Annotated in this window: 21 protein-coding genes; 4 read left to right on the top strand and 17 right to left on the bottom strand. The window is 65.3% G+C overall.

The genetic code is table 11. From position 1 onward, the window contains the following. Positions 1-27 precede the first annotated feature (27 nt). Positions 28-240 (bottom strand): twin-arginine translocase TatA/TatE family subunit, encoded by a 213-nt coding sequence (locus KTJ87_RS03630; protein WP_267137696.1) that lies wholly within the window; start codon positions 238-240, stop codon positions 28-30. Positions 241-457: 217 nt separating this feature from the next. Here KTJ87_RS03630 and KTJ87_RS03625 point away from each other — a divergent pair, with 217 nt between their 5' ends. From KTJ87_RS03625 to KTJ87_RS03615, 3 genes are all read left to right on the top strand, one after another. Next, on the top strand, positions 458-1,144 hold the full coding sequence (locus KTJ87_RS03625; RefSeq protein ID WP_267137695.1) for a helix-turn-helix transcriptional regulator: 687 nt from the start codon (positions 458-460) through the stop codon (positions 1,142-1,144). A gap of 97 nt (positions 1,145-1,241) precedes the next feature. Then, a complete protein-coding gene (locus KTJ87_RS03620; protein ID WP_267137694.1) occupies positions 1,242-4,682 on the top strand; it encodes a pyruvate carboxylase in 3,441 nt (1,146 codons plus the stop codon). 145 nt (positions 4,683-4,827) lie between these two features. Beyond that, a complete protein-coding gene (locus tag KTJ87_RS03615; protein ID WP_267137693.1) occupies positions 4,828-5,556 on the top strand; it encodes a TerC family protein in 729 nt (242 codons plus the stop codon). Here KTJ87_RS03615 and KTJ87_RS03610 read toward each other — a convergent pair. The 4 genes from KTJ87_RS03610 to KTJ87_RS03595 all read right to left on the bottom strand — a co-directional run bounded on the left by KTJ87_RS03610 (position 5,504) and on the right by KTJ87_RS03595 (position 8,925). After that, entirely contained in the window at positions 5,504-6,172 is a 669-nt protein-coding gene (locus KTJ87_RS03610) for a TVP38/TMEM64 family protein (RefSeq protein WP_267137692.1), read from the bottom strand. The genes KTJ87_RS03615 and KTJ87_RS03610 overlap by 53 nt on opposite strands. A gap of 75 nt (positions 6,173-6,247) precedes the next feature. Continuing rightward, positions 6,248-7,330: an ABC transporter ATP-binding protein gene (locus KTJ87_RS03605; protein ID WP_267137691.1), complete on the bottom strand. Its 1,083-nt coding sequence runs from the start codon at positions 7,328-7,330 to the stop codon at positions 6,248-6,250. 72 nt (positions 7,331-7,402) lie between these two features. After that, complete coding sequence (locus KTJ87_RS03600) at positions 7,403-8,146, bottom strand: MOSC domain-containing protein (RefSeq protein WP_267137690.1); 744 nt, start codon at positions 8,144-8,146, stop codon at positions 7,403-7,405. Continuing rightward, entirely contained in the window at positions 8,146-8,925 is a 780-nt protein-coding gene (locus KTJ87_RS03595) for an SDR family oxidoreductase (RefSeq protein ID WP_267137689.1), read from the bottom strand. Before KTJ87_RS03595 ends, KTJ87_RS03600 begins: the two co-directional genes overlap by 1 nt. A gap of 306 nt (positions 8,926-9,231) precedes the next feature. Here KTJ87_RS03595 and KTJ87_RS03590 point away from each other — a divergent pair, with 306 nt between their 5' ends. Then, entirely contained in the window at positions 9,232-10,260 is a 1,029-nt protein-coding gene (locus tag KTJ87_RS03590) for a Hint domain-containing protein (protein WP_267137688.1), read from the top strand. A gap of 39 nt (positions 10,261-10,299) precedes the next feature. Here KTJ87_RS03590 and KTJ87_RS03585 read toward each other — a convergent pair whose 3' ends face one another. From KTJ87_RS03585 to nuoI, 12 genes are all read right to left on the bottom strand, one after another. Beyond that, entirely contained in the window at positions 10,300-11,811 is a 1,512-nt protein-coding gene (locus tag KTJ87_RS03585; RefSeq protein ID WP_267137687.1) for a DEAD/DEAH box helicase, read from the bottom strand. Positions 11,812-11,966: 155 nt separating this feature from the next. Next, positions 11,967-12,671, bottom strand: a complete 705-nt coding sequence (locus tag KTJ87_RS03580; RefSeq protein WP_267137686.1) for an exopolysaccharide biosynthesis protein — start codon at positions 12,669-12,671, stop codon at positions 11,967-11,969. Next, positions 12,599-14,218, bottom strand: a complete 1,620-nt coding sequence (locus tag KTJ87_RS03575) for a peptide chain release factor 3 (RefSeq protein WP_267137932.1) — start codon at positions 14,216-14,218, stop codon at positions 12,599-12,601. Before KTJ87_RS03575 ends, KTJ87_RS03580 begins: the two co-directional genes overlap by 73 nt. 94 nt (positions 14,219-14,312) lie before the next feature. Continuing rightward, complete coding sequence (locus tag KTJ87_RS03570) at positions 14,313-15,980, bottom strand: ribonuclease J (RefSeq protein WP_267137685.1); 1,668 nt, start codon at positions 15,978-15,980, stop codon at positions 14,313-14,315. After that, complete coding sequence (locus KTJ87_RS03565) at positions 15,977-16,756, bottom strand: type III pantothenate kinase (RefSeq protein WP_267137684.1); 780 nt, start codon at positions 16,754-16,756, stop codon at positions 15,977-15,979. The genes KTJ87_RS03570 and KTJ87_RS03565 overlap by 4 nt, the downstream gene beginning before the upstream one ends. Before the next feature lie 14 nt (positions 16,757-16,770). Then, positions 16,771-17,526 carry a biotin--[acetyl-CoA-carboxylase] ligase gene (locus KTJ87_RS03560; protein ID WP_267137683.1) on the bottom strand — a complete coding sequence of 252 codons (756 nt, stop codon included), beginning with the start codon at positions 17,524-17,526 and terminating at the stop codon, positions 16,771-16,773. 101 nt (positions 17,527-17,627) lie between these two features. Continuing rightward, positions 17,628-19,064, bottom strand: a complete 1,437-nt coding sequence (nuoN, locus tag KTJ87_RS03555; protein WP_267137682.1) for an NADH-quinone oxidoreductase subunit NuoN — start codon at positions 19,062-19,064, stop codon at positions 17,628-17,630. Positions 19,065-19,086: 22 nt separating this feature from the next. Next, complete coding sequence (locus KTJ87_RS03550; protein WP_267137681.1) at positions 19,087-20,631, bottom strand: NADH-quinone oxidoreductase subunit M; 1,545 nt, start codon at positions 20,629-20,631, stop codon at positions 19,087-19,089. Beyond that, positions 20,631-22,730 (bottom strand): NADH-quinone oxidoreductase subunit L, encoded by a 2,100-nt coding sequence (nuoL, locus tag KTJ87_RS03545; protein WP_267137680.1) that lies wholly within the window; start codon positions 22,728-22,730, stop codon positions 20,631-20,633. The genes KTJ87_RS03550 and nuoL overlap by 1 nt, the downstream gene beginning before the upstream one ends. Before the next feature lie 183 nt (positions 22,731-22,913). Next, the gene (gene nuoK / locus KTJ87_RS03540) at positions 22,914-23,222 is read right to left on the bottom strand and encodes an NADH-quinone oxidoreductase subunit NuoK (protein WP_267137679.1); all 309 of its coding nucleotides are present in this window, start codon (positions 23,220-23,222) and stop codon (positions 22,914-22,916) included. A 99-nt stretch (positions 23,223-23,321) separates the two neighbouring features. After that, on the bottom strand, positions 23,322-23,936 hold the full coding sequence (locus tag KTJ87_RS03535) for an NADH-quinone oxidoreductase subunit J (protein ID WP_267137678.1): 615 nt from the start codon (positions 23,934-23,936) through the stop codon (positions 23,322-23,324). Positions 23,937-23,988: 52 nt separating this feature from the next. Next, the gene (nuoI, locus tag KTJ87_RS03530; RefSeq protein ID WP_267137677.1) at positions 23,989-24,483 is read right to left on the bottom strand and encodes an NADH-quinone oxidoreductase subunit NuoI; all 495 of its coding nucleotides are present in this window, start codon (positions 24,481-24,483) and stop codon (positions 23,989-23,991) included. Positions 24,484-24,491 lie beyond the last annotated feature (8 nt).

Here is a 24,491-nt window from a genome sequence, read left to right as displayed (position 1 = left end):
GGGCGATCAGCAGGTCGGGACAGGCCTTCAGGCCTTGTCCTTCTCCTGCTCGGTGGCGTTCTCGTTGGCGGAGGCGCTTGAATCCTCAAGCTCCTTCTTGCTGTCATCGACGCCGCGCTTGAAGGCGGTGATGCCCTTGCCGACCTCGCCCATGAGCGACGAGATCTTGCCGCGCCCGAACAGCACGAGCACGACGACGGCGATCAGAAGAAGGCCAGGAAGGCCGATATTGTTGAGCATGACGTCTCTCCCAAGTCTGGCCGCGCGCTGTCCGCGCCGCCGGAAAATCACGTCTCGTGTGTAGGGTCATCGCCGGACAAGGAAAAGCGGCATGTGCGGGAAAGCGGGCGCCAATGGGCGCTGCGGTGCAATTCGCCGCATCTGCCGGGGTTTGCCCGAACTACCTGACAGGATAATGTCAGTTGAGCGCCCATGAACCCCGAATCGGCTGCCCGAAATGAAGCGATCCGACCGCCTGTTCGAACTCATCAGCCTTCTGCGCGACGGCAAGGTGCATCGCGGCAGCGACCTTGCGCAGCGCATGGGCGTGTCGGACCGCACGCTTTACCGCGACATGGAAACCCTGATCGCGTCCGGCTTGCCGGTCGAGGGCGCGCGGGGCATCGGTTACCGGATGACGGCGCCGGTAACGCTGCCGCCGCTGAACCTGTCGATGTCGGAACTCGAGGCGCTGCACCTTGGTCTCGCCATCGTCGCCGAAGGCGCGGACGACGAGCTTGGCAAGGCCGCCCGCAGCCTGTCGCAGCGCATCGACAGCGCCCTGCCCGAGGAACCCGGCGCACGCGGCGAGGGCTGGGCGCTGGCGGTGCATCCCTTTGCCGAAGCCGCGCAGGCGTTTCGCCATATGCCACGCCTGCGCGCCGCGCTGCGCGCCCGCCAGAAGCTGTCGCTGGATTACCGCGATCTGTCGGGCGACAGCGCCTCGCATGTGATCCGCCCGCTCAAGCTGGACTACTGGGGGCGCGTCTGGACGCTGACGGCATGGTGCGAGACCAGCGGGGATTTCCGGGTGTTCCGGGTCGACCGGATCACCGGGCTTCGGGTGCTTCCGGCGCTGTTCATCGACGAGGACGGCAAGACGCTCGAGGATTACGCCCGCGCCGTCGCCCGCCGCGCGACGTGATGCGCGGCATGCGGGATGTCACAGCCCGTTTACCTCTCCGTTTATTCTGCATAGTCTTTGCTGCACCTGCACAATCATCCCTGGCGAGGCCCGCGACATGCCCGAATTCAAGAAGATCCTGATTGCCAACCGGGGCGAAATCGCCATTCGCGTGATGCGCGCGGCGAACGAGATGGGCAAGCGCACGGTCGCGGTCTACGCCGAAGAGGACAAGCTGTCGCTGCACCGCTTCAAGGCGGACGAAGCCTACAAGATCGGCGAGGGCATGGGACCGGTGCAGGCCTACCTGTCGATCGAAGAGATCATCCGCGTCGCCCGCATGGCCGGCGCAGACGCGATCCACCCCGGCTATGGCCTGTTGTCGGAAAACCCCGCCTTCGTGGATGCCTGCACCGAGGCGGGCATCACATTCATCGGCCCCAAGGCCAAGACGATGCGCGAGCTGGGCGACAAGGCCAGCGCGCGCCGTGTCGCTATCGAGGCGGGCGTGCCGGTGATCCCGGCCTCCGAGGTTCTGGGCGACGACATGGACGAGGTGCGCCGCTGGGCAGACGAGGTCGGCTATCCGATGATGCTCAAGGCGTCCTGGGGCGGCGGCGGGCGCGGGATGCGACCGATCCTGAAGCCGTCCGAGCTTGAGGAAAAGGTCAAGGAAGGCCGCCGCGAGGCAGAGGCCGCCTTTGGCAACGGCGAGGGCTATCTGGAAAAGATGATCCAGCGCGCCCGTCACGTCGAGGTGCAGATCCTCGGCGACAGCCAGGGCAACATCTATCACCTGTGGGAGCGCGACTGTTCGGTGCAGCGCCGCAACCAGAAGGTCGTGGAACGCGCGCCCGCGCCCTACCTGTCCCCGGCCCAGCGCGAGGAAATCTGCAACCTCGGTCGCCGCATCGCGGAACACGTCGGCTACGAATGCGCGGGCACCATCGAATTCCTGATGGACATGGACACCGGCGAATTCTTCTTCATCGAGGTGAACCCGCGCGTGCAGGTCGAACACACCGTGACCGAGGAAGTCACCGGCATCGACATCGTGCGCGCCCAGATCATGATCGCAGAGGGCAAGTCGCTGGTCGAGGCGACGGGGGTGGCCAGCCAGTATGACGTCCGCCTGACCGGCCACGCGATCCAGTGCCGGATCACCACCGAGGACCCGCTCAACAAGTTCATCCCCGACTATGGCCGCATCACCGCCTATCGCGGCGCGACGGGCATGGGCATCCGGCTGGACGGCGGCACCGCCTATTCCGGTGCGGTCATCACCCGCTATTACGACAGCCTGCTGGAAAAAGTCACCGCCTGGGCCCCGACGCCAGAGGCAGCCATCGCCCGGATGGACCGCGCCCTGCGCGAGTTCCGCATCAGGGGCGTGGCGACGAACATCGATTTCGTCATCAACCTGCTGCGGCACCAGACCTTCCTGAACAACGAATACCACACCAAGTTCATCGATCAGACGGCAGAGCTGTTCGATTTCAAACAACGGCAGGACCGCGCCACCAAGATCCTTACCTATGTCGCCGACATCAGCGTGAACGGCCACCCCGAGACGGAAGGCCGCGTGCGCCCGCCTGCCGATGTGAAGGAACCGAAAGCGCCCGCTGCGAAGGCCGAGCATCCCCGCCCCGGCACGCGGCAGATCCTTGACGAATTCGGCCCCGAGGCGGTGGCGGACTGGATGAAAGAGCAGAAACCGCTTCTCATCACCGACACGACGATGCGCGACGGGCACCAGTCGCTGTTGGCGACCCGTATGCGGTCCATCGACATGATCCGCGTCGCGCCCGCCTATGCCGCGAACCTGCCCGGGCTGTTCTCGGTCGAGTGCTGGGGCGGCGCGACCTTTGACGTGGCCTACCGGTTCCTGCAGGAATGCCCCTGGCAGCGCCTGCGCGACATCCGCGCCAAGATGCCCAACATCATGACGCAGATGCTGCTGCGCGCGTCGAACGGCGTGGGCTATACCAACTATCCCGACAATGTGGTGCAGGGGTTCGTCGCGCAGGCCGCCACGTCGGGCGTCGACGTGTTCCGCGTCTTCGACAGCCTCAACTGGACCGAGAACATGCGCGTCGCGATGGACGCGGTGATCGAGGCGCGGAAGGTCTGCGAGGGCACGATCTGCTACACCGGCAACCTGCTGGACCCGGCCCGGTCGAAGTATGACCTGAAATACTACGTCTCGATGGCGAAAGAGCTTGAGGCGTCAGGTGCGCATGTGCTCGGCCTCAAGGACATGGCGGGCCTCTTGAAACCCGCCGCCGCGCGGGTGCTGTTCAAGGCGCTCAAGGACGAGGTCGGGCTGCCGATCCACTTCCACACACATGACACGGCGGGCATCGCCTGCGGCACCATCCTTGCCGCCGCCGAGGCGGGCGTCGATGCGGTGGACTGCGCGATGGACGCGCTGTCGGGCAACACGTCGCAGGCGACGCTTGGCACCGTGGTCGAGGCGTTGCAGCACACCGACCGCGACACCGGCCTTGATATCGAGGCGATCCGCGAAATTTCCAACTACTGGGAATCCGTCCGCGCGCACTACGCCGCGTTTGAAAGCGGTCTGCAGGCCCCCGCCTCCGAGGTCTACCTGCACGAGATGCCCGGCGGGCAGTTCACCAACCTCAAGGCGCAGGCCCGGTCGATGGGGCTGGAAGAACGCTGGCACGAGGTCGCGCACATGTATGCGGAAGTGAACCAGATGTTCGGCGACATAGTGAAGGTCACGCCGTCCTCCAAGGTCGTGGGCGACATGGCCCTGATGATGGTTTCGCAGGGCCTGACCCGCGCCGACGTGGAAGACCCCGACAAGGACGTGACCCTGCCCGACAGTGTCATCGACATGATGCGCGGCAACCTCGGCCAGCCCCCCGGCGGCTTTCCCGCCGCCATCGTCAAGAAGGCGCTCAAGGGCGAAAAGCCCCTGTCGGACCGGCCCGGCAAGCATCTGAAGCCCGTGGACATCGCGGCGACGCGGACCGAGATCGCCGAGAAGCTGGGCGTCGAGATCGACGACGAGGACTTGATGGGATACCTGATGTATCCCAAGGTCTTCACCGACTACCGCGAGCGCAACAAGACCTATGGCCCGGTGCGCACGCTGCCCACCAGCACCTTTTTCTACGGCATGGAACAGGGCGACCAGATCTCGGTCGAGATCGACCCGGGCAAGACGCTGGAAATCCGGCTGCAGGCCATCGGCGAGACGCATGAGGATGGCGACGCGCGCGTGTTCTTCGAACTGAACGGCCAGCCCCGCGTGATCCGGGTGCCGAACCGCAAGGTCAAGGCGACGACGCAGGCGCGCCCCAAGGCCGAGACCGGAAACGCCGCCCATGTCGGTGCGCCGATGCCGGGCGTTGTGGCGTCGGTCGCGGCAGCGGCGGGCAAGTCGGTCAAGCAGGGCGATCTGTTGCTGACCATCGAGGCGATGAAGATGGAAACCGGCCTTCATGCCGAACGCGATGCGACGATCAAGGCGGTGCACGTCACCGCCGGAACGCAGATCGACGCAAAGGACCTGCTGATCGAGTACGAATGACGCTGCGCACGGCGGAGGGGCAAGAGGGGGGGCGCTGCCCCCCCGCCGCCTTGCGGCGACTCCCCCCAGGAGTATTTTCTGACCAAAGATGTCATGGGCGGAACCGGCACGGTGCTGTTCGCCTTGTTCCTGCGGAGGTGCTGCCATGCTGGATCTTCTGTCCGACCCGGCGGTCTGGGCGTCGTTTCTGACCCTGACCATTCTGGAAATCGTCCTGGGCGTCGACAACGTCATCTTCATCTCGATCACGGCGGCGCGCCTGCCCGAGCATCAGCGGCGCCGCGCCCGAATGCTGGGTCTGACCGGCGCGCTGGTGTTGCGCATCCTGCTGCTGTTCTCGATCGCCTGGATCGTCGGGCTGACCGAACCCTTCGCCGAGATCGCGGGATGGCAGGTCAGCTGGCGCGACCTGATCCTTCTGGGGGGCGGGCTGTTTCTGATCTACAAGGCGGCGACCGAGATCTTCGAGGAGGTTGAGGGCGACAGCCACGAAAGCACGGTCGCGGCTGCCGGCTTTGCCGCCGTGATCGCGCAGATCATGCTTCTGGACCTGGTGTTCTCGCTCGACAGCGTCATTACAGCCGTGGGCATCGCCGACCACCTGGAGGTGATGATCGCCGCCGTGGTCGTCGCGATCCTGGTGATGATGGCCGCTGCGGAGCCGATCGCCGCCTTTGTCGAGGCGCACCCGTCGACCAAGATGCTGGCGCTGGCGTTCTTGGTGATGGTCGGCATGGCACTGGTCGCGGACGGCTTTCACGTCCATGTCGAACGCGGGTTCATCTATGCCGCGATGGTGTTCGCGGGCGGGGTCGAGGTGCTTAATCTCTGGCGGGCGAAGCGGAGGGCGGCGGCCCGCGCCGACGCGCCGTAAGGCCGCGCCACAGCAGCCACAGCGCCGCCAGCACGACGGCGCCGGTCAGCGCCCAGACCGCGGCGCCCGCGGACATGCTGGCGCCCGCGAAGACCGTGAGCGCCACCATCGGCAGGATGCCGACGGCCGTGGTCCACAGGAACGTGCCCCAGCCGACGCGGGTCAGCCCGGCGCCGTAGTTCACCAGGTTGAACGCGATCACTGGGATCAGCCGGGCGGTCAGCAACCCGCCCGCGCCCAACCGGTCGCTTGCCCGGGCCAGTTGCGCGCGGCGTTTGACCGGCAGCCGCGCCTCGACCCAGTCGCGGCCCAACTTGCGCGCCAGCCAGAACGCGATGATCGCGCCCGCCATCGCGCCCAGCCAAACCGCCAGGATGCCCAGCCACGGCCCCAGCGCCATGCCTGCGCAGACGGCGATGATCTCGGCCGGGACAGGAACCACGTTGTGAAGGATCATCAGCACGATGATGACGGCAAAGGCCCAAGGGCCCGCCGCCTCGATCCGGGCCATGACGATCTCGGGCTCGATCCGCACCGCCAGGGCCCAGCCGCATAGCACCACGAGCGCCAGCGCAAGGACGGCGGCAGCGGTGACAAGGCGGGGCGAGAGGGTCATGGACGGTCCATCGGACATGCAAAGGCTGGTGCGGGCAAGGCTAGCAGCATGCCGCGCCGGGATCAGCAATCAAGATCACGCGCGGGCGGGGAACACAAAGCACTTGTCGCGGCGGATCATCAGCCACAGAGCCATGCCGGGCCTTGGCAGGAACACCGAGGGCACCGTCGCCTTCAGCACCGAGCCGTCATGGTCCATGCGGAACTCCACCAGGCTTTCCGACCCCATGTAGCGCGCCCGCTCGACCACGCCGCGCGCAGGCGTGCCGTCCATCGAGGTCGGGTTCGGCCCCTTGCCGCCCCGGTCGAAGTCTATCTTGAGGTGCTGCGGGCGGATCACGATCTCGACCTCGGTGCCGTCGGGATAGCCGGGGGCAAGGAACTGGCCGAAGGGCGTGTCGGTCAGCGCGCCCTGCACGCAGCCCCGGATCACGTTCACATCCGAGAAGAACGATGCCGCCGCGCGGTCAACGGGCGTGTTGTAGACGTTGTAGGGCGCGCCCTGCTGCACGATGCGGCCATCGCGCATCAAGGCGATCTCGTCAGCCATGCGCATCGCCTCGTCCGGCTCGTGCGTGACCAGAAGGACAGCGGTGCCTTCTTCCTTGAGGATGTCCAGCGTCTCGTCGCGGATGCCGTCGCGCAAGCGGTTGTCGAGGCCCGAGAACGGCTCGTCCATCAGCATGATCTTGGGGCGCGGCGCGATGGCGCGGGCCAGCGCGACACGCTGCTGTTCGCCCCCTGACAACTGGTGCGGATAGGCGTCGATGTGCTGCACCAGATGCACGCGGGTCAGCATCTCGGCCACCCGCGCGCGTTTCTCCTCGCGGTTGCCGGTCAGCCCGAAGGCGACGTTGTCGGCAACGGACAGGTGCGGAAACAGCGCAAAGTCCTGGAACATGAGGCCGATGCTGCGCCGCTCGGGCGGCACGCGGAAGACGGTATCGCAGACCAGCGCGCCGTCGACAAAGATGCGGCCGGTATCCTGCATCTCGACGCCCGCGATCATCCGCAGCGTGGTCGACTTGCCGCAGCCGGACGGGCCCAGAAGGCAGGTCACCTGCCCCGGCATCACCCGCAGCGACACGTCGTCCACCACCGCGCGCCCCGCGAAGCTGCGGGTCAGGTGCTGGATTTCGAGTCTCGGGGTTTCGGCCACGGCTGCCTCATGCAATCCCGACTTATCGTGTCGGGCAATCGGCAGATAGCAACCGCCGCGCAGGGCTGCAAGCTAGACAGCCGCGACCTGATCGCCCACCGCCACCGTGCCGCTGCTGACGACACGGGCGAGAATGCCGAAATCCGCCGCGCCGGTCAGCGCGTGCAGATCGCGGCAGAGGTCGCTGTCATACGTTCCAGTGTCCGGGCTGGCATCCACCGCGCGGCAGCGTGCAATCGGCTCCAGCCCTTCCAGCGTCACGTCGCCGATGGAGAAGCGATGGCCGACCAGCGCGGTCTCGGCGAACGGGGCGCCGCCCGCGATCCACAGGTTGCCGCGGAACCGCTCCTTGCCCAGCGGTCGGCCTGCCCTGTCCGACAGCGCGGCCAGGCTGGCCTCGGACATGACCGACACGGCGGGCAGCGGCGTGTCGTGCAGCGCCTGGCGCGGCACCTGCACAAGCGCGAAGGGGCCGGGCTGGTCGGCATGGGCCGCGATCCAGTCGCACAAGGCCGCGCGGTCTGAGTCTGACGTCAGGTCGGCGACAAGGCGGTCTCCGTCCGGGGCGGTCAGGGCGATCCCGCCCTCCTCGGCGGCAAGGCGCAGGGCCGCCAGCCCCGGCGAGCGCGCCACGACGACGAAGTTGCCGCGCGGCACCCAGGCCGGATTTGCCGGATCAAAGGCCGATGCGGCATGGGTCAGCGCAAGCCCCCGGTCGCCCGGCATCGCCGCATCCGCATAGAGCCGGAGCTGGCCCACATCCTCGGGCGGCAGACCCTTGACCGGGTAACGGCAGATGGCCGTCAGCGGCCCCATCAGAGCGTCGCGTTGGACGCGCCGCCGTCGAGCAGGAAATTCTGCCCCACGATGAACCCGGCATGCTGCGAGCACAGGAAGGCGCAAGTCGCGCCGAACTCGTCGGCGGTGCCGTAGCGGCGGACGGGAATGGATTGCTCGCGCTTGGTGCGCGCCTCGTCCAGGGTGATGCCCTCGCGGCTGGCGACGCCGCCGTCGAGCGACACCGCGCGGTCCGTCGCGTGAATGCCCGGCAGCATGTTGTTGATCGTCACGCCGTGCGGCGCCACCTGCCGCGAGGTGCCCGCCACGAACCCCGTCAGACCGGCGCGTGCCGAGTTCGACAGGCCAAGCGCCGCGATGGGCGATTTCACCGATTGCGAGGTGATGTTGACGACGCGGCCCCAGCCCCGGTCGATCATGCCCGGCAGGACCGCCTGCATCAGCGCGATCGGCGTCAGCATGTTGGCATCGAGCGCCTTGATGAAATCCTCGCGCGACCAGTCGGTCCAGACGCCGGGGGGCGGGCCGCCCGCGTTGGTGACAAGGATGTCGACCTCGCCCGCAGCCGCCAGCACGGCGGCGCGCCCCTCTTCGGATACGATATCGGCAGCAACGGCGGTGATGGACACGCCGAATTCCGTGCGGATCGCCTCTGCCGACGCCTCAAGCGCTTCGGCACCGCGCGCGTTCATCACCAGATCGCACCCTGCGGCAGCCAGCGCCCGTGCGCAGCCAAGCCCCAGCCCCTTCGACGAGGCGGTGACCAGCGCGCGTTTTCCGTTAAGTCCCAGTTCCATGCGATCCCCCTGTTTGAAGCATCCGATTACCACGGTCGCGCGCCACAAAAAACCGCATCGATTCGGATTGTGGCAGCGGTGTCGCCGCTTTGGGCAAGCCGGATCAGGATTGCCTCATTTCGACCGAAATTCCCAAAACTGGAGACATTCCTGCCCTACTCGCATCGCATTCACCGGCATAAATTGACCTCGACCCCGGCCCGCACTAGCGTTCAGGCGACGGTGTGGCGGGGTGCTTGCAGGTCTGGCTATGGGGGCCGCCTGAATTTGTAAGCAGCTGTGCTGACCATAGTGAGCTGCCGAACGATGAATGTTGATGTGTTTCATGAACGTGTGTCCGCACACGGCCTGCCCGTCTACCGAGCCTCCGAATTCTCGGTGGCCAGCGGTGCGAATCTAGGCGACCCGATCGGGGATGCGTCCGAGCTGATTCTCGACGACATCTACCACCTGCGCCCGACCGCGCGGCGCTGGCGGCTGTCCGTGTCGCTGACTGCGACGCTGAACCGTCTGGTGGTCACCGAAGGCTCCGAGATCGGACGGATCGCCGCCGATGTCTTTATCGACAGTTGTATCACCCTGATGGCGCCCGACGGATCGACCGTCGATGCGCTGGTTCTGGTCGAGATCCTGCGCGGCGGCGACATGATCGCCGAGGTCTACCTCTTGCCATTCGACGAACTGGCCGCCCGCACCGACTATACCCTTGTCCATATCGACAACAGCAATCCGGTCGCGCGCTTCGCGGAACTGGCCTGCGTGTCCTTCACGCGCGGCACCCGCATCACCATGGCCACCGGCGAACAGCGCCCGATCGAGGACTTGCGCGTCGGCGATGCCGTCCTGACGCGGGACAACGGAGTCCAGCAGATCCGCTGGGTCGGCCAACGCACCGTTCGCGCAACCGGCGCTTTCGCCCCCATCGTCATCGGCCGCGGCGCTCTCAACAACGAGCGGGAACTGACGCTTAGCCCGAACCAACGCATCTTTGTCTACCAGCGCGAGGATCGCCTTGGCGCCGGACGCAGCGAGGTGATGGTCAAGGCCGAGCTTCTGGTGAACGGCACCACCGTCCAGCGCGGCGACGGCGGCTTCGTCGAATATTTCATGGTGCTCTTCGACAGCCACGAAATCGTCTATGCCGAGGGGATCGCGACCGAGAGCCTGCCGCATGACATGCGCACGTCGCCCGCCCTGCCGCGCGATGTGCAGGACCGGCTGGGTCTGCCGCGCGGCCAGTCACGCCGCGAGAGGCAGATCGCCGTCGAGCTGGGCGAAGGCACGCTGGACAGCGCGATTGCCGCCGACATCCTGAAAAAAGCCTCGACGCTCTAAGCGCCGAGGCCTTCGGGTCGTCCGTCCTTGCCCGCAGAATCAGCCTGCGCGGCGTTCATCCAGGCTAAGCGCGATGAAGCTGGGCAGATGATCGCCCATGCCGACCACCGCGTCGCGGTCGTTGCGGCGATTGTCCTGCCGCTGGCCGCGCCGGGGCTTGTCTTCAGAGCGAGGTGCAGGCGCGTCGGCGGTCTTTGCTTCCGGTGCAGGTTCTGCAGCGGTTTCAGGCATGGCCTCTGCTTCTGCCGGTGCCGGTGTTGGCGCGGCGGCGGGGGCCTGTTCGGATCCCTGTCCTTCCGCATCGGCCTTGCGGCTGCGTCCGCGCCCCCCGCGCGTGCGGCGGGGCTTGGGTGCATCGTCAGAGGCTTCGGCAGGCGCGTCGGGCGCGCTGTCTTCGGACACCATTGCCTGCCCTTCGGCGCGCGGAATGGTCCGTTCCAGAAGCTTTTCGATCGCATCGAGGTATTTGCCCTCGGCCGGTGTGGCGAACATGATCGCCTTGCCCGACCGCCCCGCACGGCCGGTGCGACCGATCCGGTGAACGTAATCCTCGGAATGCGTGGGCACGTCGAACTGGAACACATGGCTTACCGCCGGAACGTCGAGGCCGCGCGCGGCGACATCGGACGCCACGAGGAACCGCAAGCCGCCCTCGCGGAACAGATCCAGCGTGCGGGTGCGCTGCGACTGTTCCAGATCGCCGTGGATCGGAGCCGCGTCGTAGCCGTATTTCTTGAGCGATTTCGCAACGATATCCACGTCCGTCTTGCGGTTGCAGAAGACGATGGCGTTCTTGCACGCCTCGCCCTCACGCTCGATCGTGGCGCGCAGGGCCTCGCGTTTCATCGCCGCAGCGGTGTCGCGGCGCGACGCCTTCAACTCAATCACTTCCTGCGCGATGGTTTCGGACGCGGTGGCCTGACGCGCGACCTCGACCTTCTTGGGATTGGACAGGAAGGTGTTGGTGATCCGCTCGATCTCGGGCGCCATAGTGGCCGAGAAGAACAGCGTCTGGCGGGTGAACGGCGTCAGCGAGAAGATGCGTTCGATATCGGGGATGAACCCCATGTCGAGCATCCGGTCAGCCTCGTCCACGACCATGATCTGCACGCCGGTGAGCAGCAGCTTGCCGCGCTCGAAATGGTCGAGCAGACGGCCTGGCGTCGCGATCAGAACGTCGACGCCCCGGTCGATCAGCTGGTCCTGTTCCTTGAACGAAACGCCGCCGATCAGCAGCGCCTTGGTCAGCTTGAGGTGCTTGGTGTAGGTGTCGAAATTCTCGGCCACCTGTGCGGCCAGCTCTCGCGTGGGGCACAGCACCAGCGAGCGGGGCATGCGCGCACGCGCGCGGCCCTTGGCGAGAAGCGTTATCATCGGAAGCACGAAGCTTGCGGTCTTGCCGGTGCCCGTCTGGGCGATCCCGAGCACGTCCTGCCCTTGCAGCGCGGCGGGGATTGCCCCGGCCTGAATTGGCGTCGGCGTTTCGTAACCGGCCTCGGTTACAGCCTGAACAACCTTGGGGTCGAGCCCCAGTTCGGTGAATTTTGTCATCAATGCCCTTGTTTCAGCGGCGTTGTTTCAGCCGCGTAAACAGGCGGCCCGACCGGCCGGATTGCCGATCTGTCATCGTGTCTGCCAGATAGTCCAGTCGCGGGGGAGAATCAAGAATTGCCTTTGCCATCACACAGCGTTCCAGCAGGCCCCCGTCACGAAATCCACATCCCGATATCAGGCGCGAGCGTGCGATACAGCATCCAGCCCGGCAGGATGAACAGCAGCAGCCCGACCACCATCGCCGCGCCGTCACGGGCGGTCATCGCCATCCCGATGACCAGCACCGGCACGCCCATCAGGAACGGCACCAGCGGGACGAACCCCAGCGGGATCAACAAGAGCCCCGCCATCAGCAGCGCCAGCGCCGCCACCCGAAGCGACACCGGCCCCGATGCAAGAGCCCCGGCGCGCGGCGAGACAAAGGCGCCGATGAAACGCGCGGCAGGCCGCCCCTTCTCGATCGCGGCATCCAGCTTGCGTTCGCTCAGCGTCAGGCGGCGCAGGCGGCTGGGAAGCCAGGGACGCCCGGACCCGACCAGAAGCTGAACCGCGATGACGATGATGGCGCCCCCCGCCAGCGCGGGCACGCCGGGGATCGCCCCGGTGGGCAGCATCACGATGGCGGCGCAGAAAATCAGCAGCGGGCCAAAGCCGCGCGATCCGATGCGGTCGACAAGATCGCCAAAGGTGCAATCCCCCTCGCGCGCGGCGTCCGCCATGTCGTTGAGCGTCTGGTAAAGCGGATTGGGGTCTTCGCCTGTCCGGTCTTTCCCACCCTTCGGCGTCAGACCATCATTTCCTTCGTCGCCGAAAGAGTCAGGTCGGGATGGTCGCGCTGAACCCTGTCGATGTCCCATTGCAGCCTTGTCAGGAAAACCAGATCGCCGTCGTTGTCGCGGGCCATGTGGCCCTTGTTGCCATTGGCGAACGCTTCGACCTTGTCCTTGGGTCCATGCACCCAGCGCGCAGAGGTGAATTGACTGGGTTCGAACCGCACCGGCAGCCCGTATTCCAGCTCGATCCGGCTGGCGAGCACCTCGAATTGCAACTGCCCGACGACGCCAACGATGAAGCCCGACCCGATCACGGGCTTGAACACCTTGGCCGCGCCTTCCTCGGCGAACTGCATCAGCGCCTTGTCCAGATGCTTGGCCTTCATGGGATCGCCCGCGCGGCAGCTTTGCAGAAGCTCGGGCGCGAAGGACGGAATGCCCGTCACCTTCAGCGCCTCGCCCTCGGTCAACGTGTCGCCGATCCGCAATTGCCCGTGGTTGGGGATGCCGATGATGTCGCCCGCCCAGGCCTCTTCCGCCAATTCGCGGTCCGACGCGAGGAACAGCACCGGGCTCGACACCGCCATCGGCTTTTTCGTGCGCACATGGGTCAGCTTCATGCCGCGCTTGAAATGCCCCGAGGCAAGACGGACGAAGGCGACCCGGTCGCGGTGCTTTGGGTCCATGTTGGCCTGCACCTTGAACACGAAGCCGGTGACGGTCTTTTCCTCGGGCGCGATCTGGCGCGGCTCGGCCGATTGCGGCTGCGGGACGGGGCCGTATTTCCCGATCCCTGCCATCAGTTCCTGAACCCCGAACGAGTTGATCGCCGACCCGAACCAGATCGGCGTCATCGTCCCGTCCAGAAGCGCCTGCTGGTCGAATTCCGGCAAAAGCGCCTTGGCCATCTCGAGGTCTTCGCGCAGCTTGTCCAGAAGATGCGGCGGAACGTGATCGGCCAGTTTGGGATCATCCAGCCCGTCGATGCGGATGGATTCGCCGACCTTGTTGCGGTCGGCGCGGTCCATCAGCTCCAGCCGGTCGTTCAGCACGTCATAGCAGCCGATGAACTCGCGCCCGACGCCGATGGGCCAGCTTGCGGGCGTCACGTCGATGGCGAGGTTTTCCTGGATCTCGTCGATGATCTCGAAGGTGTCGCGGCTTTCGCGGTCCATCTTGTTGCAGAAGGTCAGGATCGGCAGGTCGCGCAGGCGGCACACCTCGAACAGCTTGCGCGTCTGCGACTCGACACCCTTGGCGCCGTCGATCACCATCACGGCGCAGTCCACCGCCGTCAGCGTGCGGTAGGTGTCTTCGGAAAAGTCCGAGTGGCCGGGCGTGTCGACAAGGTTGAACCGATAGTCCAGCCCGCCGCTCGCAAAATCGAACGACATCGCCGAGGCCGAGACCGAGATGCCCCGGTCCTTTTCCATCTGCATGTAATCCGACCGGGTGCGCCGCGCCTCGCCCTTGGCACGCACCTGCCCCGCCATCTGGATCGCGCCCCCGTACAGCAGGAACTTTTCCGTCAGCGTCGTCTTGCCCGCGTCGGGATGCGAGATGATGGCAAAGGTCCGCCGCCGGGCAATCTCGGCGGGCAGGTCGGGGGCATTCGAGGCACGGTCCAGCATGGGCGGGATATATAGGCGCGCCACGCGAGTGGCAATCAGCGTCGCGAGGCTGGAATCAAAGGGAATCCTCGTCGAGGATTTGCCCCGCGGTGCCTCAACTCAACCGGCTGACAACCACCGTCACCTCGGGCTTCTTGCCGATCTCGTCGTTCGCCGTCTGGCGCACCACGCGGCGCAGCGCCTCGTCCAGCTTGTCGTCATCGCGGCGGGTCTTGCGATCCGCCCGGCCAAGGAACTGGTCGAGGTCCGCCTCCAGCACGTCGATCAGCGGCGCCTTGGACCGTCCCGTCGGCGGCAGGCCCATGACCTCGCACCACGGCTCGCCCAGCGGCGCGTCTTCCTCGTCGAGGATCACGGTCACGACGACATGGCCGTTCATTGCCATCCGCAGCCGGTCACGCACCACGCCGTCCATCGCGCCGATCTGCACCGACCCGTCGATGTATGTGCGCCCGGTCTCGACGAATTCGGCGATCTTCGGCACCTTGCCGGTCAGGTCGATCATGGTGCCGTTCGGCGCGATCACCGCACGGCGCCCGCTGTCTTCGGCCAGCTTGGCATGGGCGCGCAAATGGCGGTGTTCGCCGTGCATCGGGATCACCACGGCAGGATCGACCACGGTGTGCATCTGCATCAGGTCGGGCCGGTTGGCATGGCCCGAGACATGGTAAAGCCCCGAGGAATCATCGACCACGTCCACGCCCATCTCGCTGAACGCGTTGACGATGCGCGCCACAGATCTCTCGTTGCCGGGGATCGTCTTGGACGAGAACAGGAACAGATCACCTTCCTTCAACGTGAGGCCCATGTACTTGCCGCGCGACAGCTGCGCGGTCGCGGCGCGGTGCTCGCCTTGGCTGCCGGTGGTTAGCAGCATCAGGTTGCCGCGCGGGATGTCCTGCGCCTCTTCGGGGCTGACGACCTTGGGAAAATCGGTCAGAACGCCGGTCTCGATCCCGGCCGTCACCATACGCCGCATCGCGCGCCCCAGCAGCACGATGGACCGCCCGGCGCGGCTCCCGGCCTCGGCCAGCGTCTTCACCCGCGCGATGTTCGACGCGAAGGTCGTCGCGGCCACGAGGCCCGGCGCAGAGGCCACCAGTTTCTCGATCTCGGGGCCGACGGTCGCCTCGGACCGGCCGGCATGTTCCGAGAACACGTTTGTCGAATCGCAGACCAGCGCCTTGACGCCGGGCTTGGCGACCTCGGCCCAGAGCGCGGGATCGAATGCCTCGCCCACCACGGGCGTCGCGTCGATCTTGAAATCGCCGGTGTGCACGATGCGCCCTGCCGGGGTATCGATCACGATGCCCGAGCTTTCGGGGATCGAGTGCGACACCGGGATGAACCCGATCTGGAACGGACCCACCGTCGCCATCTGCGGGTAAGGCTCGATGATCCGCAGGATGTCGGCGGCAAGCCCATATTCCTCCATCTTCAACCGGGCGATGTGGCCGGTGAAGGCGCGCGCGTAGACCGGCGCCTGCAGCCGCGACCACAGATGACCGACGGCGCCGACGTGATCCTCGTGCGCGTGGGTGATGACGATGCCGTCCAGCCGGTCGCGGCGCTCTTCCAGCCAGGCGATGTCGGGCAGGATCAGGTCGACGCCCGGCGTCGTCTCCATGTCCGGGAAGGTCACGCCAAGATCGACCAGCAGGAAGCGTTCCGCACCCTCGGGGCCATAGCCGTAGACGTAGCAGTTCATACCGATCTCGCCGGCGCCCCCCAATGGGAGGTAGATCAGTCTGTCGCTGCTCATGGGCTGCCTCGTTCCGTGTTGTATCTGTGGATGACGGTGAGACCGTGCATGGTCAGATCGTCCTCGATGTCGTCAAATAGCACATCGCCTTGGGCGAACAATGCCGCAAGGCCGCCGGTTCCGATGATCCGCATGGGCCTGTCGCACTCGGCCCGGATGCGGTCGGTGATGCCGCGCACAAGGCCGACGTAGCCCCAGAACACACCCGATTGCATGCACGCAACCGTATTCGTGCCGACCACGCGCTGCGGCTTGGTCACATCGACATGCGGCAGGGCCGCAGCGGCCATATGCAGCGCCTCGAGCGACAGGTTCACCCCCGGCGCGATCACCCCGCCGACATAGGCACCGTCGGGCGCCACGACGTCAAAGGTGGTGGCGGTGCCGAAATCAACCACGATCAGGTCGCCGCCATGCCGGTCAAAGGCGCCTGCCGTGTTCACCAGCCGGTCGGGGCCGACCTGCGTGCCCTCGTCCACCCGCGGCGGCACCGGCAACAGGCAGTCGGGCTTGCCCACCACCAGCGGACGCGTGCCAAAGTAGCGGTCCGCGAGGACACGCAGATTGAATACCACGCGCGGCACCGTGGACGACACGATCACCGCGTCGATGTCGATGTCGATGCGGTGGTGCTGCATCAGCGTCGAGAACCAGACATAATACTGGTCGGCGGTGCGCTGGTGTTCGGTCGCGGTGCGAAACGTCGCGACGAACGCGCTCCCGTCCCAGACGGAAAAGACCGTGTTGGTGTTGCCGGTGTCGATGCACAGAAGCATGGCTGCCCCCCTCGTCAGAAGAATACCTCGGCCGCCGCGATGCGCCGCTCGCCGTCGCGCGTGACCAGGACCAGATGCCCGGCCTCGTCCACCGTCTCGAAGCGCCCGGTGATCTCCTCGCGTCCCATGCGGGCGGTGATCACCTCACCCAGCCGCGCCGCCTGCCGCAGCCAGGCCTTGCGCACGGCGCCGAACCCCAGTTCGGCCAGCACCCGCTCTTGCGTGGCGAAATGGCTGGCGAGGAACGACAGGAACTCATCGAGGTCCGCCTCTTCGCCGCCCTGCCCTTCAAGGCTGACGGGCGGAAACGCGGCATCGTGCAGGCCGTCCGGGATCTCGCAAAGGTTCACGCCGATCCCGATCGACAACCAGTCGACGCGGCCCGCGCCGCCGCCCACGCTTTCCAGAAGGATCCCCGCCACTTTGCCATTGTCCAGCAGCACGTCGTTGGGCCATTTCAGCGAAAGCCGTGTGCGGTCTATCTTGAGAGCCAGCGCTTCGAACAGCGCGTTCGCCGCCATGAAGGACCGCAGCGCCGCGCGGCCCGGCCCGCCTTCGGGCCTCATCACCAATGTCGCGGCAAAATTGCCCGCCGGATGGGTCCAGACCTTGCCCTGCCGCCCGCGCGCCGCCGTCTGGTGCCGCGCCATGATCCAGGTCGGCCCGTCCAGCCCCGGCGCGCGGCGCGCGGCCTCGGCCATGGTGCTGTCGACCTCGTCCAGGATGATGCGGCCGACACCACCGGGCCAGGGCAACAGCTCACGGGGCATGGCGCCCCCCTGCACATCTTTGGTCTGCAAATACCTCTGGGGGGTTTGGGGGGCAAAGCCCCCCAACGGATCGCGCGCGCCAGCGCGCGACACCGGCCGCGTCAGTTGACAAGCGTCGCCGCCGCAGCCGCCGCCACGCCTTCGATGCCGAACAGGTTGATGACCCCGAAGACCATCGCTGCGGCGGAAGCCATCAGAAGCCCCCAGGCCACTGGCTGCATCGGGGCCTCCATGCCATCGGCCTCTTCGCCGAAATACATGTAGAAGACGATGCGCAGGTAGTAGAACGCGCCGATCACCGAGGCGATCACGCCCGCGATCGCCAGCCAGGCCATGCCGCCATCGACCGCCGCGCGCAGGACATAGAACTTGCCGAAGAACCCGACCAGCGGCGGCACGCCCGCCATCGAGAACATCAGGACAAGGATCGCCAGCGCCTTCAGCGGCTCTTTCTTCGAGAACATGTTGAGCGCGCGGATGTCGGTCACGGCCTTGCCGTCCCGCTCCATCGACAGGATGAAGGCGAAGGTGCCGACGTTCATCGTGACGTAGATCGCCATGTAGACCAGCATCGCCTGCACCCCGAACGCGGTTCCTGCCGCCAGTCCCATCAGTGCAAAGCCCATGTGGTTGATCGACGAATACGCCATCAGCCGCTTGATGTCGCGCTGCCCGATGGCCGCGACGGCGCCAAGGAACATCGAAGCCACCGACAGGAACGCCACGATCTGGGTCCAGTCCGCGGTGATCTGGCCGAATGCGTCATGCGCGAGGCGCGCGAACAGGCCCATCGCGGCCATCTTGGGCGCGGTGGCAAAGAAGGCGGTGACGGGCGTCGGTGCGCCTTCGTAGACGTCCGGCGTCCACATGTGGAACGGCGCAGCCGACACCTTGAAGGCCAGACCCGCGAACAGGAACACGAGGCCGAACAGAAGGCCCAGCGGGATCTCGCCCTGTGCGGCCTGGATGATGCCCGCGAATTCGGTCGTGCCCGCGAACCCGTAGGTCAGCGACGCGCCATACAGCAGCAGGCCCGACGACAGCGCGCCCAGCACGAAATACTTGAGACCCGCCTCGGTGGATTTCGCACTGTCGCGGCGCAGCGCCGCCACGACGTAAAGCGCCAGCGATTGCAGCTCCAGCCCCATGTAAAGCGCGATCAGGTCGCCCGCCGATACCATCACCATCATGCCGATGGCCGCCAGCGCGACGAGGATCGGGTATTCGAACCGCAAGAGATCACGGCGCGACATGTAGGTCTCGCTCATCAGGAGGACGGCGGCGGCGGAGACAAGGATCACAACCTTGGCAAAGCGCGCAAAGCCGTCGTCGATGAACATCCCGCCATAAGCCGCGTTGGTGCCCTCACCCGCGAGGCCGATCCACAACGCCAGCAGCGCAAAGACGGCCGAGGTCGCCCAGACCAGCATCGGCGCCGTCTTGTCCTTGCCGGTGTAGACGCCGAACAGAAGCGCCGCCATGGCGAAGACCGCGAGCAGGATCTCGGGCAGAAGGATCGAGAAATCGGCAGAGGTCATGTCAGCGCCTTCATTGGGACGTTCAGTGAGATTGGGCCAGTTCGGTCGCGGGGCGATAGGCCTCCACCGCGGCCTGCTGGTTCTGCAAGAGGTTTTCGACCGACGGGCCGATGATGTCGGTGATGAGGCTCGGGTAGACACCAAGGATCAGCGTCATCGCCACCAAGGGCGCCATGATCGCCTTTTCGCGGCGGCTCATGTCGGTGATCGCCTTCAGGCTTTCCTTTATCAGGTCCCCCATCACGACGCGGCGATACAGCCAAAGCGCATAGGCCGCCGACAGGATCACGCCGGTCGTGGCGATCGCCGCGACCCAGGTGTTGGCCTGGAACATGCCCACCAGCGTCAGGAATTCACCGACAAAGCCGCTGGTGCCCGGCAGGCCTACGTTGGCCATGGTGAAGAACAGGAAGATCAGCGCATAGGCCGGCATCCGGTTCACAAGGCCGCCGTAGGCGTCGATCTCGCGGGTGTGCATCCGGTCGTAGATCACGCCGACCGACAGGAACAGCGCGCCCGAGATGAAGCCGTGGCTGATCATCTGGAAGATCGCACCGTCAAGGCCCTGCTGATTCAGCGCAAAGATACCAGCCGTGACGTAGCCCATGTGCGCCACCGACGAATAGGCGATCAGCTTTTTCATGTCGGTCTGCGCCAGCGCCACCAGCGAGGTGTAGACGATGGCGATCGCGCTCAGCCACATCACCATCGGCGCAAGGATGTCGGACGCGACCGGGAACATCGGCAACGAGAACCGAAGAAAGCCGTAGCCGCCCATCTTCAGAAGGATCGCCGCCAGCACGACCGAGCCCGCTGTCGGCGCCTGAACGTGTGCATCGGGCAGCCAGGTGTGGACCGGCCACATCGGCATCTTCACCGCGAAGGACGCGAAGAAGGCAAGGAACAGAAGCGTCTGCAGCCCGCCCGCGATGTGGATGCCCAGCACCGTCATCGTCTCGGACCCGAAGTTGTGGGTCAGCAGCGTCGGGATGTCGGTTGTCCCCGCGTCGAAGAACATCGCCACGATAGCGACCAGCATAAGCACCGAGCCAAGGAAGGTATAGAGGAAGAACTTGAACGCCGCGTAGATGCGCGCCTTGCCGCCCCAGATGCCGATGATCAGGAACATCGGGATCAGCCCGCCCTCGAAGAACAGGTAGAACAGCACCAGGTCCAGCGCCGCGAAGACGCCCAGCATCAGCGTTTCCAGCATCAGGAACGCGATCATGTATTCCTTGACGCGAACCTGCACCTCCCAGGCCGACCAGATCACCAGCGGCATCAGGAAGGTTGTCAGCATCACGAACAGGATCGAGATGCCGTCGACGCCCATCTTGTATTCGAGGCCCAAAAGCCATTCGCGTTCTTCCACGAATTGGAAACCAGGGTTGCTGGCATCGAAGCCCGCCAGCAGGAACAGCGAGATCAGGAACGTCACGCTGGTGGCGATGAGCGCCAGCCACTTGGCGTTCTTCTGCGCCGCCTCGTCCTCTCCGCGCAGGAACAGCGCGAGGATCAGCGCAGCGACTGCCGGAAGGAAGGTGATGATGGAAAGAAGGTTGTCCATTATTCCGCTCCGGCGCCCAGCGTCATCCAGGTGATCAGGATCGCGATGCCCAGCACCATCGCAAAGGCGTAGTGGAAGAGGTAGCCGGACTGTGCCCGCCCCGCGAGCCGGGTGAAGAACGGCACGATGCCCATCGCCAGCCCGTTGATGCCGCCGTCGATCACGTTGCCGTCGCCGCGCCGCCACAGGAAGCCGCCCAGCCACTTGGTCGGACGGACGATCGCGAAGTCATAGATCTCGTCGAAATACCACTTGTTCAGCAGGAACAGGTAGAGGGGCCGCTGGCTTTGAGCGAGCCGCTTGGGCAGTTCGGGGTTCACGATGTAGAACAGATACGAGAACGCCAGCCCGATCAGCATCGCCACGAAGGGCGCGACCTTGACCCAGGTTGGCGCGTGGTGCGCTTCGTCCATGACGTGATTGTCCGGCGCCATGTAGATCGCGCCGCTCCCAAGGGTCCAGCCGCCCGCGACGGCCTCGCCCGCGCCGTGATCGCCCTCAGCGGCGTCGGCGCTGCCTTCGCCGTGGTCATCGCCAGCCGCCTCTGCCGACGCCTCGGAATGCGCCGGGATGCCGAAAAAGCGGTTCACGTCGTCATGGGTGCCGAAGAAGCTGTTGAACCACACCATGCCCGACAGCACCGCGCCGATCGCCAGAACGCCCAGCGGCACCAGCATCGTCATAGGAGACTCGTGCGCATGCTCGTGCGTGTGCTTGTTGCCGCGCGGCGTGCCGAAGAAGGTCAGGAACATCAGCCGCCAGGAATAGAAGCTGGTGAACATCGCCGCGATGACCAGAAGCCAGAACGCATAGGTGCCCGCGCCAGACATGGCGCCCCACGCGCTTTCGATCACGGCATCCTTCGACAGGAACCCGGCAAATCCGATATGGGTCAGCGGGATGCCGACGCCGGTGATCGCCAGCGTGCCGATCATCATCGCCCAGTAGGTATAGGGCAGCTTTTTGCGCAGGCCGCCGTAGTTCCGCATGTCCTGCTCATGGTGCATCCCGTGGATCACGGACCCTGCGCCAAGGAACAGCATCGCCTTGAAGAAGGCGTGCGTGAACAGGTGGAACATCGCGGCGGAATAGACACCTACGCCCGCTGCGACGAACATGTAGCCAAGCTGCGAACAGGTGGAATAGGCGATCACGCGCTTGATGTCGTTCTGCACGAGGCCGACCGTTGCGGCGAAGAAGGCCGTTGTTGCGCCAAGGACCACGATGAAGGTTTGCGCCTCGGGCGCGTATTCCATCAGCGGCGACATGCGGCAGACGAGGAACACGCCTGCCGTCACCATCGTCGCGGCGTGGATCAGCGCCGAAACCGGGGTCGGGCCCTCCATCGCGTCGGGAAGCCATGTGTGCAGGATCAGCTGCGCCGACTTGCCCATCGCGCCGATGAACAAGAGGACCGCGATCAGGTTCGCCGCGTTCCAGTCGGTCCACAGAAAGCTGATCTGCGATTGCGCCAGTTCGGGCGACGCCTCGAAGATGACATCCAAGTCGATGGAATCGACCATGAAGAACAGCGCGAAGATGCCCAGCGCAAAGCCGAAGTCGCCCACGCGGTTGACCACGAAGGCCTTGATCGCGGCGGCGTTGGCCGACGGCTTGCGGTAGTAGAAGCCGATCAGCAGGTAGGACGCGACGCCCACGCCTTCCCAGCCAAAGAACATCTGCACAAGGTTGTTCGACGTGACCAGCATCAGCATCGCGAAGGTGAAGAACGACAGGTAGGCGAAGAAGCGCGGCCGATAGCTTTCGCCTTCGCGGAAGTTTTCGTCATGCGCCATGTAGCCGAAGGAATACAGGTGCACGAGCGAGGACACGGTGGTGATGACGATCAGCATGATCGCCGTCAGCCGGTCCAGCCGGATCGCCCAGCTTGTCGACAGGCTGCCGGATTCGATCCAGCGGAACAGCTCGATATACTGCGTCTCGCCGTCGAAGCTCAGGAACACGACCCAGGACAGAAGCGCCGACAGGAACAGCAGCGACGTTGCGGTCCACTGAGCCGCCGTCTCGCCGATCAGGCGCCAGCCGAAGCCGCAGAGGATCGCGCCCACGAGCGGAGCAAAGAGGATGATCGTCTCCATTACGCCTCAGCCCTTTTCGCTACACATTTTGCAGACAAACAAACCACTTGGTGCTCAAATCCCGGAAGAGCCGAGTGGGTCAGTTCACATGAGTTGCACTTAAGCACGAGGACACCACCATCTTCAGAGACCACCCGCATGCCACCCAAGGTGACACGGTCCTTCTTCAACCCCATGACCGGCTCAGCCTTTCATCACGTTGATGTCTTCCACGTCGATCGTTCCGCGCGTGCGGAAGAAACAGACGAGGATCGCAAGGCCGATGGCCGCCTCAGCGGCGGCGACGGTCAGCACGAACATGGTAAAGACCTGGCCCACCATGTCGCCCAGAAGCTGTGTCGAGAAGGCGACGAGGTTGATGTTGACCGACAGCAGGATCAATTCGATCGACATCAGGATGATGATGACGTTCTTCCGGTTCAGGAAGATCCCGAAGATGCCGATGACGAACAGCGCGGCGGCCACCGTCAGGTAATGTTCAAGTCCGACCATGTCGTCCCTCAAATCGCTTCTTCTTTTCACGCCGCCTGCGAATGGCGGTGACGATCAGCGCCACCAGCCCCAGAAGGGGCAACAGCGGCGCAAGCTGGCTCACAGCCCCTGCCCCGGCTTGACGTCTTTCAGTTCCATCGCCTTGGCGGGGTCGCGGTACATCTGGGCAAGGATATCCTGGCGCTTGATGTCGGTGCGGTGGCGCAGCGTCAACACGATTGCGCCGATCATCGCGACCAGCAGGATCAGCCCCGCAAGCTGGAACAGAAGGATGTAGTCGTCATAGATCAGCTGCCCCAGAGCGGCGGTGTTCTGCACCTGCGAGGGGTCGGGCGACACGGCGGCGCGCAGCCCCTCGGCCTGGTCGGACACCGACCATGCACCGAAGACGATGCCAAGCTGCATCAGGATCACCACGCCGATCAGCAGCGCGATGGGCATGTATTTCGCCATCTCGGCCTTCAGTTCGGCAAAGTCGATGTCGAGCATCATCACCACGAACAGGAACAGCACCGCGACCGCGCCGACGTAGACGATGATGAGAAGCATGGCGACGAACTCGGCCCCCATCAGCACGAACAGGCCCGCAGCGGACAGGAACGCCAGGATCAGCCACAGCACCGAATGGACGGGGTTGCGGGCGATCACGGTGAACAGCCCCGCCGCGACCACGGAGATCGCGAAGAGATAGAAGGCGAAACTGGCAAAGGCCATCGGTTCGTTCCCTTGTCGCGCGGCGTCGTGCTGCGCCGCTGTCGGCGCCCGTTTAGCGGTAAGGCGCGTCGATTTCCAGATTGCGCGCGATTTCTGCTTCCCAGCGTTCGCCGTTTTCCAGCAATTTCGCCTTGTCGTAGTATAGTTCTTCGCGCGTTTCGGTCGAAAACTCGAAATTCGGGCCTTCGACGATGGCATCCACGGGGCAGGCTTCCTGGCAGAAACCGCAGTAGATGCACTTGGTCATGTCGATGTCGTAGCGAGTCGTCCGGCGCGAGCCGTCTTCGCGCGGTTCGGCGTCGATGGTGATCGCCTGCGCGGGGCAGATCGCCTCGCACAGTTTGCAGGCGATGCAGCGTTCCTCGCCGTTGGGATAGCGTCGCAGCGCATGCTCGCCCCGGAACCGGGGCGAGAGCGGACCTTTTTCATGCGGGTAGTTCAGGGTCGCCTTGGGGGCAAAGAAGTATTTGAACCCCAGGGCGAACCCCTTGAAGAAATCCGCAAGCAGGAAGTAGCGCGTGGCGCGAGTGTAGTCGATCGTTGCCATGAGCGCAT

The organism is Anianabacter salinae (genome assembly GCF_019061145.1).
GTDB lineage: Bacteria > Pseudomonadota > Alphaproteobacteria > Rhodobacterales > Rhodobacteraceae > Anianibacter > Anianibacter salinarum.
Note: the sequence above shows the minus strand (reverse complement) of the source record. Positions and strands in the feature narration are given on the sequence as shown.